Genomic DNA, 15,962 nt, shown 5'->3' on the forward strand with positions numbered 1-15,962 from the left:
GCATGCTCGCAATCGAGGCGGACGCGCTGCGCCGCACCTACACCACCAGGACCGGGTGGCCGAAGTCCCGGCGCACCGAGACAGAGGCCGTGCGCGGGGTCACCTTCGAGGTGGCCCCGGGGGAGCTGTTCGGCCTCCTCGGGCCCAACGGCGCCGGCAAGACGACCACCATCAAGATGCTCAACACCCTGCTTCTGCCGACCTCCGGCACCGCCCGGGTGTTCGGCCACGACGTGGCCCGCGACCCCGTCGCCGTACGCCGTCGCATCGGGTACGTCTTCGGCGGCGACCGGGGCCTGTACGACCGGCTGTCCGCGCTCGACAACCTCCGGTACTTCGCCGAGCTGTACGGGGTCGGCGCCCGCGACCAGAAGCGGCGCATCGCCGAACTCCTCGACCTGGTGGGCCTGACGGGCCGGGAGAAGGAGCGTGTCGAGGGCTACTCGCGCGGCATGCGGCAGCGCCTCCACATCGCCCGCGGCCTGCTCCACCGCCCCGACGTCCTCTTCCTCGACGAGCCGTCCATCGGCGTCGACCCCGTCGCCGCCCGCGACCTGCGCCGCACGGTCGCCGACCTGGCGGCGGCCGGCACGACCGTCCTCCTCACCACCCACTACATGGCCGAGGCGGACGAGCTCTGCGACCGGATCGCCGTCATCGCGGGCGGCCGGATCCGTGCCCTCGGCACCCCCGACAGCCTCAAGTCCCTGGTGAGGGAACGGGACGTGCTGGAGGTCGAGGCCTACGGCGTGGACGAGGAGCGGCTCGACCGGCTGCGGCGCGTGCCGGGCGTGCGGGGGGTGTCCGCGGAGGACCGGGGCGCGCTGCAGACCGTCACGGTGCAGACCGGCCGCGTGGCCGCCGAGCTGCACGGGCCGGTCCTGGCCGCGCTCGACGGCGTACGGATCGGGCGGGTCACGAGCCGCGAACCGTCCCTGGAGGACGCGTACATCGCGATCGTGGAGGAGGCGGCGGCCGGCACCCCGCAGGACGGGGTGCCGGCATGAACGCCAGCCCCCTCGTGAAGCGCGTACCGCGGCTGCTCCTCGTCGGAGTGCGCACCCATGTCTCGTACATGTCGCGGTCGCCGCTCGAGATCACCTTCGCCGTCCTCGTCCCGCTCGTCTACGCGACCCTCGCCGTCTACCTGTTCCGCGCCGCCGGAGACCCGGACCGGCTGCTCACCGCCTCCGTCGGGGCCGGACTCATGGGCATCTGGGGCTCGGTGCTCCTCGGTTCGGGCGGCGCGGTGCAGAACCAGCGCTGGCTCGGCACCCTGGAGACCCTGGTCGTCGCGCCGACGCCGCTCGCGCTCGTCCTGCTCCCGATCACCCTCGCGACCGCCGTCATCGGCACGTACGCGATGGGCGCGACCGTCCTGTGGGGCGTGCTGCTCTTCGGCGTGCCGCTCGACTTCGCGCACCCGCTGCTCTTCCTGGTCGCCGTCCCGGTGTGCGTGCTCGCGCTCGGCATGATGGGCCTGCTGCTCGCCGCGACCTTCGTCCTGCTGCGCAACGCGAACGCGCTCGCGAACCCGCTCGACACCCCCGTCTGGCTCCTGTCGGGGCTGCTCGTGCCCGTGACCGTGCTGCCGGCCTGGACGCACCCGGTCTCCTGGACGCTGCCCACCACCTGGGGCGCGCGGGCCGTGCACGCGGCGACCTCCGGCGGCGACGTCGTCGCGCCGCTGCTCGCCGCCGTCGCGCTGGGGGCCGGATACGCCCTGGCCGCCGTGCTCGTCCTCGGCCGTGTGGAGCGCCGGGCGCGCGCGGCGGCCACCCTCGCCCTCACGTGAGTTCCCTCCTCCTGAAAGGCCAGAGAGTCATGTTCCGCTTCCTCGGCACCGCGCGGCTCGTCGTCGTCGGCGGGGCGATCTCCTACCGGGCGTTGTTCAACTGGACCACCCCGCCGATGTTCATCGGAACCCTGCTGGTCGGGCCGCTGCTCCAGGTCTTCTTCTTCGTCTTCCTCGGACGGGAACTGGGCGTCGCCGACGACCGTTTCCATCTTGTCGGCAACGCCGTTCTCGCAGCTTCCGCCTCCTGCGTGTACGGCGGCACGATGGCCGTCGCCAACGAGCGCCGGTACGGCACCCTCGGCGCCGTCCTGCTCTCACCCCGCCACCGGGTCCCGCTGTGGGCCGGACGCGCCCTCCCGTACGTGCTCAACGGGCTGTTCGTCAGCGCCTTCGTGCTCGCCGCCGCCTCGCTCGTCCTCGGGCTGCCCGTGCCCGCCCGGGCGCTGCCCGGTCTCGCCCTGGTGCTGCTCGTCGCCGCGGGTGCCTGCTCGGCGTTCGGGCTCGCCCTGGGCGCGCTCGGACTCCGCTTCCGGGACGTGTTCCTGGTGTCGAACGTGGCCAGTTCGGGGCTGCTCCTCCTGACCGGGGCCGCCGTGCCCCGGGAGACCCTGCCGCAGTGGATGCGGGCCGCCGGCGAGCTGCTGCCGCTCACGCACGCGGCGGACGCGGCGCGCGGGCTGACCGGGGGCGCCGGACCGGACCGGGCCCTTCTCGGGGCGGAGCTCGCGGTGGGCGCCGGGTGGGCGCTGGTCGCCGTCGCCCTGCTCGCGCTCTTCGAGCGGGGCAGCAGGCGCCGGGCCACGCTCGACACGATGTGACGCGAACCGATGTGACGGAAGAACGAGTGAGGGGTGGGTCACTACCGGCCATCTTCGTGAATGCGTACGGAACGCTCCGCGTCGTTAACCCGGAATTCGCGCTCACGACGCCCGGAGGTGTCAGCCTCGGCTCCGGGAAGCGAACACCGCACGTGGACGGAACGGGGTACGGGCATGGAGAGCGGGCCGGCGATCTTCGCGGGAGCGGCGTTCACGCTGTTCGGAGGCGCGCTGCTGCTGTGGACCACCGTGCGCACGCTGCACCGCGAGCCCGTCGTGTACGGGGTCGCGCCCGGTACCGCCGTCGCGCTGACGAGCCTCTTCGGAGCCGCCTCCCTGGTCCTCGGCGTCTGGTGCTTCGCCAGGCTCTGATCCCTCCCGCGATCTCTTCCGCGATCCCTCCCCCGACCTCCGGCGCGGGGGTCCCGCCCCGCCCGACCGGGAGTCCGGGCGGCAGGAATGCCAGGACTCGGGTTACCGTTCGAGTGGCCGTTGCGGGCTTTCGCCGTTTGACACGGGGGCGGGTTGTACCGTCACACTCCGCAGCGACGGGAGCGTCACCGTCCGTGCCGCTGCCGTGCGTGCCAGCACCGTACGTGCCAGAGAGTGTCGATCCGGAGAGAAGAGCGAAGTTGTCCCCGACCAGCGAAGCCGCACACGGCGGCCGCCGACTCGTCATCGTCGAGTCGCCTGCCAAGGCGAAGACGATCAAGGGCTACCTCGGCCCCGGCTATGTCGTCGAGGCGAGCGTCGGGCACATCCGCGACCTCCCCAGCGGCGCCGCCGAGGTGCCCGAGAAGTACACGGGTGAGGTCCGCCGCCTCGGAGTCGACGTCGAGCACGACTTCCAGCCCATCTACGTCGTCAACGCCGACAAGAAGGCGCAGGTCAGGAAGCTCAAGGAGCTCCTGGCGGAGTCCGACGAGCTCTACCTCGCCACCGATGAGGACCGCGAGGGCGAGGCCATCGCGTGGCACCTCCAGGAAGTCCTGAAGCCCAAGGTCCCGGTCCACCGGATGGTCTTCCACGAGATCACCAAGGACGCGATCCGCGAGGCCGTCGCCAACCCGCGCGAGCTGAACCAGCGCATGGTCGACGCCCAGGAGACCCGCCGCATCCTCGACCGGCTGTACGGCTACGAGGTCTCGCCGGTCCTGTGGAAGAAGGTCATGCCGCGGCTGTCCGCCGGCCGTGTGCAGTCCGTCGCCACCCGGCTCGTCGTCGAGCGGGAGCGCGAGCGCATCGCCTTCCGTTCCGCCGAGTACTGGGACCTCACCGGCACCTTCGGCACCGGCCGCTCCGGTGACGCCTCCGACCCGTCCCAGCTGGTCGCGCGCCTCGCCTCGGTCGACGGCAAGCGGGTCGCGCAGGGCCGTGACTTCGGTGCCGACGGACGCCTCAAGAGCGAGAGCGTGCTCCACCTGGACGAGGCGAACGCGCGGGCACTCGCCGCCGCGCTCGCCGACACCGCGTTCGCGGTGCGCTCGGTCGAGTCGAAGCCGTACCGCCGTTCCCCGTACGCCCCCTTCCGGACCACCACCCTCCAGCAGGAGGCGAGCCGCAAGCTGGGCTTCGGTGCGAAGGCGACCATGCAGGTGGCGCAGAAGCTGTACGAGAACGGCTTCATCACCTACATGCGTACGGACTCCACGACCCTCTCCGACACCGCCGTCGCGGCGGCGCGGGCGCAGGTCACGCAGCTGTACGGCGCCGACTACCTGCCGGAGAAGCCCCGCGTCTACGCGGGCAAGGTCAAGAACGCCCAGGAGGCGCACGAGGCGATCCGCCCCTCGGGTGATCGTTTCCGCACCCCGGCGGAGACCGGCCTGACCGGCGACCAGTTCCGGCTGTACGAGCTGATCTGGAAGCGGACCGTCGCCTCCCAGATGAAGGACGCGACCGGCAACTCGGTCACCGTGAAGATCGGCGGCCGGGCCGCCGACGGCCGCGACGCCGAGTTCAGCGCGTCCGGCAAGACGATCACCTTCCACGGCTTCATGAAGGCGTACGTGGAAGGCGCCGACGACCCGAACGCGGAGCTCGACGACCGCGAGCGGCGTCTGCCGCAGGTCGCCGAGGGCGACGCGCTGAGCGTCGAGGAGATCACCTCGGACGGCCACGCGACCAAGCCGCCGGCCCGCTACACCGAGGCCTCGCTGGTCAAGGAGCTGGAAGAGCGCGAGATCGGCCGCCCGTCGACGTACGCGTCGATCATCGGCACCATCCTCGACCGCGGCTACGTCTTCAAGAAGGGCACGGCGCTCGTGCCGTCCTTCCTGAGCTTCGCCGTCGTCAACCTCCTGGAGACCCACTTCGGGCGGCTCGTCGACTACGACTTCACCGCCCGGATGGAGGACGACCTCGACCGCATCGCGCGGGGCGAGGCCAAGTCCGTGCCGTGGCTGAAGCGTTTCTACTTCGGTGAGGGCCAGGGCGAGGGCGGTGCGGCGGACGCCGGGAACGGCGACGGCGACCACCTCGGCGGACTCAAGGAGCTCGTCACCGACCTCGGCGCGATCGACGCGCGCGAGATCTCCTCCTTCCCCGTCGGCAACGACATCGTCCTGCGCGTCGGCCGCTACGGCCCGTACGTGGAGCGCGGCGAGAAGGAGGCCGAGGGCCACCAGCGCGCCGACGTCCCCGACGAGCTCGCGCCCGACGAGCTGACCGTCGAGCTCGCCGAGGAGCTGCTCGCCAAGCCGAGCGGCGACTTCGAGCTGGGCGCCGACCCGGCCACCGGCCACCAGATCGTCGCGAAGGACGGCCGTTACGGCCCGTACGTCACCGAGATCCTGCCCGAGGGCACCCCGAAGACCGGCAAGAACGCGGTCAAGCCGCGGACGGCCTCCCTCTTCAAGTCGATGAGCCTCGACACCGTCACCCTGGAGGACGCGCTCCGGCTGATGTCCCTGCCCAGGGTCGTCGGCGCGGACGCCGAGGGCGTCGAGATCACCGCGCAGAACGGCCGCTACGGCCCGTACCTGAAGAAGGGCACGGACTCGCGGTCGCTCACCGACGAGGAGCAGCTCTTCACGATCACCCTCGAAGAGGCGCTCGCGATCTACGCCCAGCCGAAGCAGCGGGGCCGGGCCGCGGCCAAGCCGCCGCTGAAGGAGCTGGGCACCGACCCGGTCAGCGAGAAGCCCGTGGTCGTCAAGGACGGGCGCTTCGGCCCGTACGTGACGGACGGCGAGACCAACGCCACCCTGCGCACCGACGACAGCGTGGAGACGATCACGCCGGAGCGCGGTTACGAGCTCCTCGCGGAGAAGCGCGCCAAGGGACCGGCGAAGAAGACCGCCAAGAAGGCCCCGGCGAAGAAGGCCCCGGCCAAGAAGACGGCGACCAAGACGGCGGCGAAGAAGACCACCGCCACCGCCGCCAAGAAGACGGCCGCGAAGAAGACGACGACGGCCAAGAAGACGACCGCCGCGAAGAAGACGGCGGCGGCGAAGCCGGAGTAGTCCTCGCAGGACATGACGCGCAGGACATGAAGGGTGGGGTGGAGGCGCGTGCCTCCGCCCCGCCCTTCGCCCTGTCACAGGCTCGTCCGGATGTTCGGGCGCGGGCCGCGAGGAGCAAGGCCGTCCGGATAGGGTGGACGGATGACGCGAGCAGAGCAGCCAGACCGCCTCGGCGATTCCGACGCCGCACTCGTCGCGGATTCCCGGGAGCGTGCCGTACGCGCCCTCTTGCGCCACCAGCCGCTGCGCCGGCTGTGGAGCGCCCACCTCGCAGGCGGCACCGGTGACGCCCTCGCCCTCCTCGTCCTCGTCCTCCTCGGCCTCCAGGCGGCCGTGTCCGAGGGCGCGCTCGGCGGGGGAGAGCGGGGTGCCGCGTTCGCCGTGGCCGCCGTCGTCGGCGCCCGCATCCTCGCGTCGGTCCTCTTCGGAGCCGTCCTCCTCGGCCCGCTGACCGCGCTCACCGGGCCCGGCGGTCCGCTCGACCGGCGCTGGACCATGATCGGCGCCGACGGTGTCCGGATCGCGCTGCTCGTCGTCGCACCGCTGTGGATCGACTGGACCCCCGGCAGCGCCCTCTGGTACCTGCTCGGCACCGTCTTCGTCACCGGAGCCGCCGAACGGCTCTGGACGATCAGCCGCGAAGGCGCCGCGCCCGCGCTGCTGCCCGCCCCGCCGATCGAGGGCGGGGCGGTTCGCCCGCTGCCCGACCACCTCGGTGCGCTGCGGCGGCTCTCCCAGCGCACCGGTTTCCTCGCCGTCCCGGCCGCCGCGGCCGCGCTGTTCGCCGCCACCCTCGTCGGCGACCTGCTCGGCCTCGGCATCGACTGGTTCTCGCAGCACCAGGCCGCCCTCGGCTCGTACGTCGCCGCCGGCCTCTTCGCCGCCTCCAGCACCGTCCTGTACGCGATGGCGCTGCCGGGCGGAGAGACGCCCCGGTCCCGTTCGCCCCTTGAGGGCCTGCGCCGGCCCGCCGCCGAGAAGGGCCGTACCGGAGCCGTACAGCTGCTCGTCCTCACCTGCGCCACGGTCGCCGGGGCCATCGCCGCCGCGGCGTCCGTCTCCGTGCTCCACGCGTACGACCTGGGCGGCGGCCCCGTCACGTACGCCCTCCTGATCCTGGCGCTCAGCGGCGCGACCGCCGTCGGCATCCGCACCGCGGGCTCCGTCCTGCCCGTGCTGTCCCGGCGCCGGCTGCTCGCCCTCGTCACTGCCGTCACCGGCGTCGCCCTCATCGCGATGGGCCTGGTGCCGGACACGGCCACCGTGCTGTTCCTCGCCGTCCTCGCCGGATACGCGGCCGGGGTCGCCGCGAACACCGGCCACGTCCTCGTCGACCAGGAGACCGAGGAGCCCCGCAGGGCCCGGACCACCGAGCACCTCCAGGCCACCGCCCGCGTCGGCATGGGCATCGGCGCGCTCGCCGCCCCGCTGCTCGCCGCCGCGATCGGCCCGCACCGCCTCGCCTCCGGCGAGTTCGTCTTCGCGCACGGCGGCGCCGCCTTCACGCTGGCGCTGATCGGCGCCCTGCTGCTGCCCGTCGCCGCGCTCGTCCTCGCCAAGACCGACGACCGGGCGGGCGTCCCGCTCCGCCGCGACCTGCGCGACGCGCTTCGCGGCTCCGACCCGGTGCAGGCGCCCTCGCCGACCGGCTTCTTCATCGCCCTGGAGGGCGGCGACGGCGCCGGCAAGTCCACCCAGGTCCAGGCCCTCGCCGAGTGGATCCGCGCCAAGGGCCACGAGGTCGTCGTCACCCGCGAACCCGGCGCCACCCCGATCGGCAAGCGGCTCCGCTCGATCCTGCTCGACGTGTCCTCCGCGGGGCTCTCGAACCGCGCCGAGGCCCTGCTGTACGCGGCCGACCGCGCCGAGCACGTCGACTCCCTGGTCCGGCCGGCCCTGGAGCGGGGCGCCGTCGTCCTCTCCGACCGGTACATCGACTCGTCCGTGGCCTACCAGGGCGCGGGCCGCGACCTGTCCCCGACGGAGATCGCCCGCATCTCGCGCTGGGCGACCGACGGCCTCGTCCCGCACCTGACCGTGGTCCTCGACGTGGCCCCCGAGACCGCGCGGGAACGGTTCACCGAGGCGCCCGACCGCCTGGAGTCCGAGCCGCCGGAGTTCCACGCGCGCGTACGGGCCGGTTTCCTCGCCCTCGCCGCCGCCGACCCCAGCCGCTACCTCGTCGTCGACGCGGGCCAGGAGCCCGAGGCCGTCACCACCGTCGTACGCCACCGGCTCGACCGGATGCTGCCGCTCTCCGAGGCCGAGGTGAAGGCCGTCGAGGAGGCCCGCAGGAAGGCCGAGGAGGAGGCGCGCCGCCGGGCGGAGGAGGAAGCCGCCCGCAAGGCCGAGGAGGAGCGCCTGGAGCGCGAGCGCCAGGCGCAGCTCGCCAAGCTCCGCGCCGAGGAGGAGGAGCGCAAGCGGCGCGAGGAGGAAGAGGCGCGCCGCCTGGAGGCCGAACGGCAGGCCGAAGAGGCCCGACGGCAGGCCGAGGAGGCCCGGATCGCGGCCGAGGCCGCCGCCGAGGAGGAGCGGAAGCGGCTCGCGGCGGAGGAGAAGGCCCGCCAGGAGGAGCAGGAGCGACTCCGCAAGGAGGCCGAGGAAGAGGCCCGGCTGCGGGCCGAGGCGGAGGCACGCCGCCTGGAGAAGCAGCGCAAGGCCGAGGAGGCCCTGCTCCGCGCCGAGGAGGCCCGCCGGATGGCCGAGGCCGCCGCCGCCGCGAAGGCGGCGGAGGAGACCGCGGCCAGGGCGGCGGCGAAGGTCGCGGCCGAGGCCGCCGCGAAGGCCGCGGCGGAGCGTGCGGCAGCCGAACGGGCGGCGGCGGAGATGGCCGCCGCGCAGCGGGCCGAGTCGGCGAAGGAGGCCCGCCGGCGGGCGGCTGCCGAACAGCAGGCCGCGGAGAAGGCGGCTGCCAGTGAGGCGGCCGTGGCGAAGGCCGCCGCCGAGGAGAAGGCCGCTCGGGAGCAGGCCGCGGCCGAGGCCGTGGAGCTCTCCGCGAACGAGGTCACCCAGGCGACGCCCCTCGTGAAGCCGGACTCGCGGAACGATCCGCGTGCGGCCGTGCGGCAGGACGGGAGCAGGGCGGGGAAGCGGCTCGCGAAGCCGGGCGGGGAGCCGGACGCGCCCACCGTCTCGCCCGACGAGGTCACCGTCGCCACGCCGATCGTGAGGATCGCCGGGCAGGAGGACGAGACGTCCGTCCTGCCCAGGATCCGCGAGGAGCAGGAGCGCGGGGGCAATGACGAGACCGCGGTCCTGCGGCCGGTGCGGGACGCCGAGGTGACCTCCGTGCTGCCTCTCGTACGGGACACCCCGACGTCCGACCCCGTCGACCGGGTCCCGCCGGGCATCTTCCGGGACGCGGGCGCGCAGGACACCCAGGGCGCGCAGGACGCACGGGCTCCGCGGGACGCGTCGCACGGTGCCGACGACCGGACCCGTGAGCTGCCCCAGCTCGACGAGAACGGCCGGCCGCGCCGCCGCTCCGACTGGGCCGAGGAGACCCCGCTCGACGATCTCCCGACCCTCGCGGACGAGCTGTTCGGCCCGCACGACGACGAGGACGAGGGCCCCCGGCGCCGCCGCTGACCCGGCCGGGTCAGCCGTCCGGCGGGGGTTGTCAGAGGACTGCCCCACAATGGGAGGCGTACCTGAGGAGGGGCAGACATGGCCGTATGGGACGACCTGGTCGGACAGACACGGGTCGAGGAGCAGCTGGCCGCCGCCGCGCGCGACGCCGACGCGTTCGTCACCGCCCATGCCGCGGGGGAGCCCGAACCCGACACCTCCCAGATGACCCACGCCTGGCTCTTCACCGGCCCGCCGGGGTCCGGGGTGGAGACCGCCGCGCGGGCGTTCGCCGCCGCGCTGCAGTGCGTGAGCCCCGACCGGGCGCTCGGCGGGGCGCCGGGCTGCGGCTTCTGCACCGGCTGCCACACGGCGCTGGTGGGCACCCACGCCGACATCACCACGGTCACCGCCGTCGGTGCCGTGGTGCGCGTCGAGGACATGCGCGACACCGTCCGCAAGTCGTACACCGCGCCGGCCAACGGCCGCTGGCAGGTGATCCTGGTGGCCGACGCCGAGCGGCTGAACGAGAAGTCGGCCAACGCGGTCCTGAAGGCCGTGGAGGAGCCCGCTCCCCGTACCGTCTGGCTGCTCTGCGCCCCCTCGATCGAGGACGTGCTGCCCACGATCCGCTCCCGCTGCCGCCACCTCAACCTCCGTACGCCTCCGGTGGACGCGGTCGCCGACGTACTCGTGCGGCGCGACGGCATCGACCCCGAGACGGCCCACGCCGCCGCCCGGGCCACCCAGGGACACATCGACCGGGCCCGGCGGCTCGCCATGGACGAGCGGGCTCGCGCACGCAGGGCCGCCGTCCTCAAGGTGCCCCTGCGGGTCGACGACGTCGGCGGCTGCCTCAAGGCCGCCCAGGAGCTGATCGACACGGCGACGCAGGACGCGGACCAGGTGGCGGAGGAGTCCGACGCCAGGGAGACGGAGGAGCTGAAGGCGGCTCTCGGCGTGGGCCCCGGCGAGCGCATGCCGCGCGGCACGTCCGGCATGATGAAAGACCTGGAGGCGGACCAGAAGCGGCGCAAGAAGCGGACGCAGATCGACAGCCTGGACCTCGCCCTCACCGAACTGACCGGCTTCTACCGTGACGTCCTCGTCCTCCAGCTGCGCTCGGGCGCGCCCCTGGCGAACACGGACGTACGGGACGCGCTGGAGCGGATCGCCCGGGACACCACCCCGGAGCGCACCCTCCGCCGGATCGAGGCGGTCCTGGCCTGCCGCGTGGCCCTCGACCGGAACGTGGCTCCGCTGCTCGCGGTGGAGGCGATGACGATGGCGCTGCGCGGCTGAACCGGGTCGGGGCGGCCGACCTGGGGGCGGTGGGCGGACACGGCACGATTGGACACGGTACGTACCGGTCCGGATACGCTCCGGCAATGGACTCCAGGCGTTTGCTCCGTACGTCCGCCACGGCCCTCGCGGCCGCCGGGCTGATCCTCTCCGGCTGCACGAGCGGAGGCGACGCGGCGGCGTCCCGCACCACAGCGGCCCGCTCGGCCCCCTCGGGTTCACCGGACGCCGAGGCGCTGCGGAAGTACTACGCCCAGAAGCTGAAGTGGCGCGACTGCGGAGTCACCGGCTTCCAGTGCGCCACCCTGCGCGCCCCCCTCGACTACGCGAAGCCGGACGGCGGCGAGATCGCGCTGGCCGTCTCCCGGGTCCGGGCGACCGGCCCCGGCAAGCGGCTCGGTTCGCTCCTGGTCAACCCGGGCGGCCCCGGCGGCTCCGCTGTCGGCTACCTCCAGGGGTACGCGGGCATCGGCTACCCGGCGCCCGTCCGCGCCCGCTACGACATGGTGGCCGTCGACCCCCGCGGAGTCGCCCGCAGCGAGCCCGTCGAGTGCCTGACGGGCCCGCAGATGGACACGTACACACAGGTCGACCAGACCCCCGACGACGCCACGGAGACGGCCGCGCTCAGCGCCGCCTTCAAGGAGTTCGCGGGCGGCTGCGAGAAGCGCTCGGGGAAGATCCTGCCGCACGTCTCCACCGTCGAGACGGCCCGTGACATGGACATCCTTCGGGCCGTGCTCGGCGACGAGAAGCTCAGTTACGTGGGGGCCTCGTACGGCACGTTCCTCGGCGCCACCTACGCCGAACTCTTCCCCGGCCGGGTCGGCCGCCTCGTCCTGGACGGGGCGATGGACCCGTCGCTGCCGGCGGTCGAGCTGAACCGCGACCAGACCGGCGGCTTCGAGACCGCGTTCCGGGCCTTCGCCGCCGACTGCGTGCGCAAGCCGGACTGCCCGCTCGGCACGGAGTCGGTCGCGGCGGCCGGCGAGGCCATGAAGAAGTTCTTCCGCGACGTGGACGCCGAGCCCGTGCCCACCGGCGAGAGCCGCCCGCTCGGCGAGTCCCTCGCGACCACCGGCGTCATCGCCGCGATGTACGACGAGGGCGCCTGGCCCCAGCTGCGCGAGGCCCTCACCCGGGCGATCGGCGGCGAGGGCTCGGGCCTCCTCGCCCTGGCCGACAGCTACTACGAGCGGGAGGCGGACGGCACCTACGCCAACCTCATGTTCGCCAACGCCGCCGTGAACTGCCTGGACCTGCCGCCGGCCTACACGGGTCCCGCCGACGTCGAGAAGGCCGTCCCGTCCTTCGAGAAGGCCTCCCCGGTCTTCGGCGAGGGCCTCGCCTGGGCGGCCCTCAACTGCACCTCCTGGCCGACCCCGGCCACCGGCCGGCCGCACCGCATCACCGCCGAGGGCGCCGCCCCGATCCTGGTCGTCGGAACCACCCGCGACCCGGCCACCCCGTACAAGTGGGCCCAGTCCCTCGCCGGCCAGCTCTCGTCCGGCACGCTCCTGACGTACGAGGGCGACGGCCACACGGCGTACGGCCGGGGCAGCGACTGCGTCGACACGGCCGTCAACACCTACCTCCTGGAAGGCGCGCCTCCGCAGGACGGAAAGCGCTGCTCATAGCCATGATCCGGGGGTGGTCGGAGCACCCCCGGAAACTGTGTAGACTTGGCCGCGCTGCTGCACCCAACATGGGTCTGCACGGCAAGCCGCCTTAGCTCAGCTGGCCAGAGCAACGCACTCGTAATGCGTAGGTCTCGGGTTCGAATCCCGAAGGCGGCTCGGAATTACCCCAGGACTCACTCGCCGTGACCTGGGGTTTTTTCATGCCCTTTACCTGAGCGGACATGCGGCAGCGGGGTCCGAAACCTCGTGCGCGAGCATGCGTGAGCGAAGGGGCTGCCAACCTGTGGACACGAGTCTCGCCCGCCGGCCGTCTCCGGTCACCGGCCCGTCGCGACAAAGCGGAGGTAGCGGCGCAGGCCGAATGCACGATGGTGCTCCGTGCTCGCGGTGGCGAGCCGGGTAGCCATCAGGTCGTGGGTTGTGGCGGCGTCGGTGAGCTGGGCCTGGCGTTGGAGCAGCACCGCGCGCTGGCGTTGAGTGGCCGTCTGATGCTGTTGCTTCTCTTTGTTGATTTCCTGCTGGCGGGTGGTGATGCGTTGCTGGAGCTGCTCGCGCTCTCTACGGGCGGCCCCCTCCGCCTGAGCGACCTCCGCTTCGTGGCGCTTCTTCTGGGCAGCGAACTGCTGACGGATCGCGGTCCGCTCCTTGGCGCTTACATCGGTGGGAGCCGACTGCCGGGCCCGTTGCTCCAGTGAGGCCCGCCAGCTTTCGAGTGCACGCGCCCGTACCTCGCCGACGCCCGGAACCTTGACCTGCTGGCCGTTGGGCCGGATGAGGTAGGCGTCGCGGTTGCTGTACCGGCCGGTCTGCACGTACCGGACCCTCGTGAAGTCGGCAGCCGTGTGGATGCCGGCGGCGGTCAGGGCCGTGACCGTCCCGCTGCTGATGTTCGAGAGCTTCTTGGCCTCCTGGATGGAAGCCCGGCGAAGCTTGTCCTGGACGTGTGCCGTGATCGCTGATGTCAGCGCCACCCCCAGCTGCTTCCGCTCCTTGGCGGACAGTCCGCTCAGAGTGGCCCTCAGATTGTTGGTCTTTTGGTTCAGGGTGATGGTGATCCGAGACTGAGCGTCACGTTGCTCGGCTTGGAGGTCCTTGATCTGCTGATTGATCTGTACGTCCCGGCTCGCGCCGGCCAGGTCCAGGGCTTCGATCTCCTGGCGTACCTTGTGCCCCTCTGCCACGGGGGCCGCCAAGGAGTCCACCCGCTGTCGGAGTGCCCGCAGCCGGGCCTTGGATGCCTGGGCCTCGGGGTGGGAGCGCCGGGCGACTTGGAGGGCGCCGCCGGATGCGAGCAGGGTTCCCAGTTGTGCGACGGCCATGTAGCTGCTCGGCAGGACGCTCAGTGCGGTCAGCGCGGCCGGCGCAGTGGACCCGGCCAGGGCGAAGATCCCGGAGAGAACGTCTGCGGGACGCCGGCGAGCAAAGCCTGTAGCGGTGGCGCCCGAACTCCGATGGCTTCCCGCAGAGGCGTTCTGAGGCGGCGGAACGTGACCCGCGAGCCAGGTGGGGATTCCACTTGCCGGGGCTGCGGCAGGGGCCGGACGCTGGGCCGGGACCGAAGCAGGGGCTGCCGCCACGGCCGCGGACAGCGAGGGGATCGTGTGGGCGTTCGCAGCGAGCAGTCCGTGCGTCTGCGCGGCCAGCGCCTGAAGGGCCGGGTCTGGATGGGTCAGCAGCAGACTCCAGGCCATGGAGGACTGTGGTTCCTTGAAATCGTCCTCCTTCAGGATCAAGAACTCCCCTTCTTTGTCGTGTAGTTGGTCCCAGATACCGGGGTCAGTGGCGATCGAGACCAGGGTGAGGTAGATGACCCAGGACGAAAAACGGTCCATCGTGGGGCCGAATTCGGAGCTAGTGCGGGTCGGGGACTGGTAGTTGCGGTGACCGTTCTCCGTTGCTCCCTGACCTTTGAGCGCGGGCACGTACATTCCGTCGTAGTCGACGAGGCGGAGTGTGCCGTCAACCGCGACCAGAAGATTGCCGTGCTGGAGGTCGCCGTGAGCGATACCGAGCTTCTCCAGGTCGGCGGCCAGTGCCGCGAACCGCTCGGCGATGCCGGAGATGGCCGCCGTGTTCCGGATGTTCCGGTCGATCCACGAGATCAGGTTGGTGCCCTCTACCCAAGCCATCTTCAGGGCCGGGTACCACTGACCGGTGACGAGGACGCCACGCGGTAGATACTCAAGGCTGACGGGCCACGGCTGGGACAGCTTGGCGTGCTTGAGGCCGGAGAGCTGCTTGCTGATGGCCAGGTAGCGCGCTTCCAGAGTGCTGCTGTCGCGAGTGAAGCACTTCAGCGCATAACGCTGCCCGCCGGGTGCGGTGATGGAGAAGACGCTCGCGAAGTTCCCGGAGATCGCCTTGGGCCCCAGCACAGGGCTCTGTTGGACAGACCCGCTCTTGAGGTCCGGGTCCTCGAAACATAGCGTGGGGTTCTGAAGGGCTTCCACGTAGTTCGCGCCGGTCGGGAATCTACGTCCGGCGACAGGTTTGCCAGCGCGGGAGACCGCCATTACCCCTCCGTCTTCACCCGCATGCGAATGAGGGCTACGTCGTCGTTGCGCATCCGGGACTTGTCGCGCTCGCTCTGGACCCACTCGGTGAAGAGCTCGTGGTCCAGGTCGGCAAGGTTTCCGAGCTGTCTTCCCGCTCCGCCCGAATCGATTTCAGGGTGCGACAGCAGCCATGCGGCCAGTGCATCGGTTGCCAGCAGCAGCTCGTCACCCGCGAGCAGTTCGCCGGTTGCGGTCGACACCCGTTCGCCGATGAGTGTGGCATCCCTGTTACGGCTGCCGAGCAGCTGAGGGGTGATCCCGAAGCCGTGACTGTCCTTGATGGGGAAAGAGGTGATCAGTCGGCCATCGCGGAAATGGAAGAGGCAACTGTCGCCGAGAGCGAAAGCCCTCCAGATCCAGCGGCGTACAGCTCCGGAGGTTTCCGGGACGGCCGGTGCTGCCCGCATGTGGACGGCTATCAGCGTGGCGAAGGCCCCTCTGTCCAAGCCCGGCTGTTCGTACCAGGCGATGGGTCGGCCGCGCGCTGCCCGTTCCGCCTGATATTCCGAGATGTAGCCGTCCCACTGGTCGACGGTGCGGGGCAGGAGGGCCTCGACGAAGGCCCCGGACAGGCCGCCCTCCCGATCCCCTGGTTCTTCGTCGGCGGCCGTCATCGACGCGATGGCGCCGCGTACCAGCTGCTTGGCCCATGCTCCGGCGAGCAGACTCTCGGATGCCCCGTCGGACACCGCGGCGAACAGTGAACTGGCGTCGGGTGACAGCAAGACATCGATGGCGTCCTCGCATTCATCCAGCGAGCTGCCCGCCTTGGGAACGAGGAAGCGTTGGACGTCGAGGGGTGTTGAAGAGGCACCCAT

At 72.0% G+C, this 15,962-nt stretch carries 10 protein-coding genes and 1 tRNA gene; 9 read left to right on the plus strand and 2 right to left on the minus strand.

Annotated elements, in window-relative coordinates; translation table 11 throughout:
• The first annotated feature begins 2 nt into the window (after positions 1–2).
• From ACIA8N_RS31680 to ACIA8N_RS31720, 9 genes are all read left to right on the plus strand, one after another.
• Entirely contained in the window at positions 3–1,007 is a 1,005-nt protein-coding gene (locus ACIA8N_RS31680; protein WP_365781963.1) for an ABC transporter ATP-binding protein, read from the plus strand.
• Entirely contained in the window at positions 1,004–1,795 is a 792-nt protein-coding gene (locus ACIA8N_RS31685) for an ABC transporter permease (RefSeq protein ID WP_365781965.1), read from the plus strand. Before ACIA8N_RS31680 ends, ACIA8N_RS31685 begins: the two co-directional genes overlap by 4 nt.
• A 29-nt stretch (positions 1,796–1,824) precedes the next feature.
• A complete protein-coding gene (locus ACIA8N_RS31690) occupies positions 1,825–2,616 on the plus strand; it encodes an ABC transporter permease (protein ID WP_365781967.1) in 792 nt (263 codons plus the stop codon).
• 174 nt (positions 2,617–2,790) lie between these two features.
• Positions 2,791–2,988 carry a hypothetical protein gene (locus ACIA8N_RS31695; protein WP_365781969.1) on the plus strand — a complete coding sequence of 66 codons (198 nt, stop codon included), beginning with the start codon at positions 2,791–2,793 and terminating at the stop codon, positions 2,986–2,988.
• Positions 2,989–3,248: 260 nt separating this feature from the next.
• A complete protein-coding gene (gene topA, locus ACIA8N_RS31700; RefSeq protein WP_365781971.1) occupies positions 3,249–6,080 on the plus strand; it encodes a type I DNA topoisomerase in 2,832 nt (943 codons plus the stop codon).
• A gap of 141 nt (positions 6,081–6,221) precedes the next feature.
• Entirely contained in the window at positions 6,222–9,668 is a 3,447-nt protein-coding gene (gene tmk, locus ACIA8N_RS31705) for a dTMP kinase (RefSeq protein ID WP_365781973.1), read from the plus strand.
• A 78-nt stretch (positions 9,669–9,746) separates the two neighbouring features.
• Complete coding sequence (locus tag ACIA8N_RS31710) at positions 9,747–10,949, plus strand: DNA polymerase III subunit delta' (protein ID WP_365781975.1); 1,203 nt, start codon at positions 9,747–9,749, stop codon at positions 10,947–10,949.
• Positions 10,950–11,035: 86 nt separating this feature from the next.
• Positions 11,036–12,586 (plus strand): alpha/beta hydrolase, encoded by a 1,551-nt coding sequence (locus ACIA8N_RS31715; protein WP_365781977.1) that lies wholly within the window; start codon positions 11,036–11,038, stop codon positions 12,584–12,586.
• A gap of 85 nt (positions 12,587–12,671) precedes the next feature.
• Positions 12,672–12,745, plus strand: a tRNA-Thr gene (locus ACIA8N_RS31720).
• Positions 12,746–12,906: 161 nt separating this feature from the next.
• Here the strand turns inward: ACIA8N_RS31720 and ACIA8N_RS31725 are convergent.
• Entirely contained in the window at positions 12,907–15,102 is a 2,196-nt protein-coding gene (locus ACIA8N_RS31725; protein ID WP_365781979.1) for a hypothetical protein, read from the minus strand.
• Positions 15,102–15,962 carry a hypothetical protein gene (locus ACIA8N_RS31730; protein ID WP_365781981.1) on the minus strand — a complete coding sequence of 287 codons (861 nt, stop codon included), beginning with the start codon at positions 15,960–15,962 and terminating at the stop codon, positions 15,102–15,104. The genes ACIA8N_RS31725 and ACIA8N_RS31730 overlap by 1 nt, the downstream gene beginning before the upstream one ends.

Source organism: Streptomyces sp. NPDC051822 (assembly GCF_044452745.1).
In the GTDB taxonomy this organism is placed as follows: domain Bacteria; phylum Actinomycetota; class Actinomycetes; order Streptomycetales; family Streptomycetaceae; genus Streptomyces.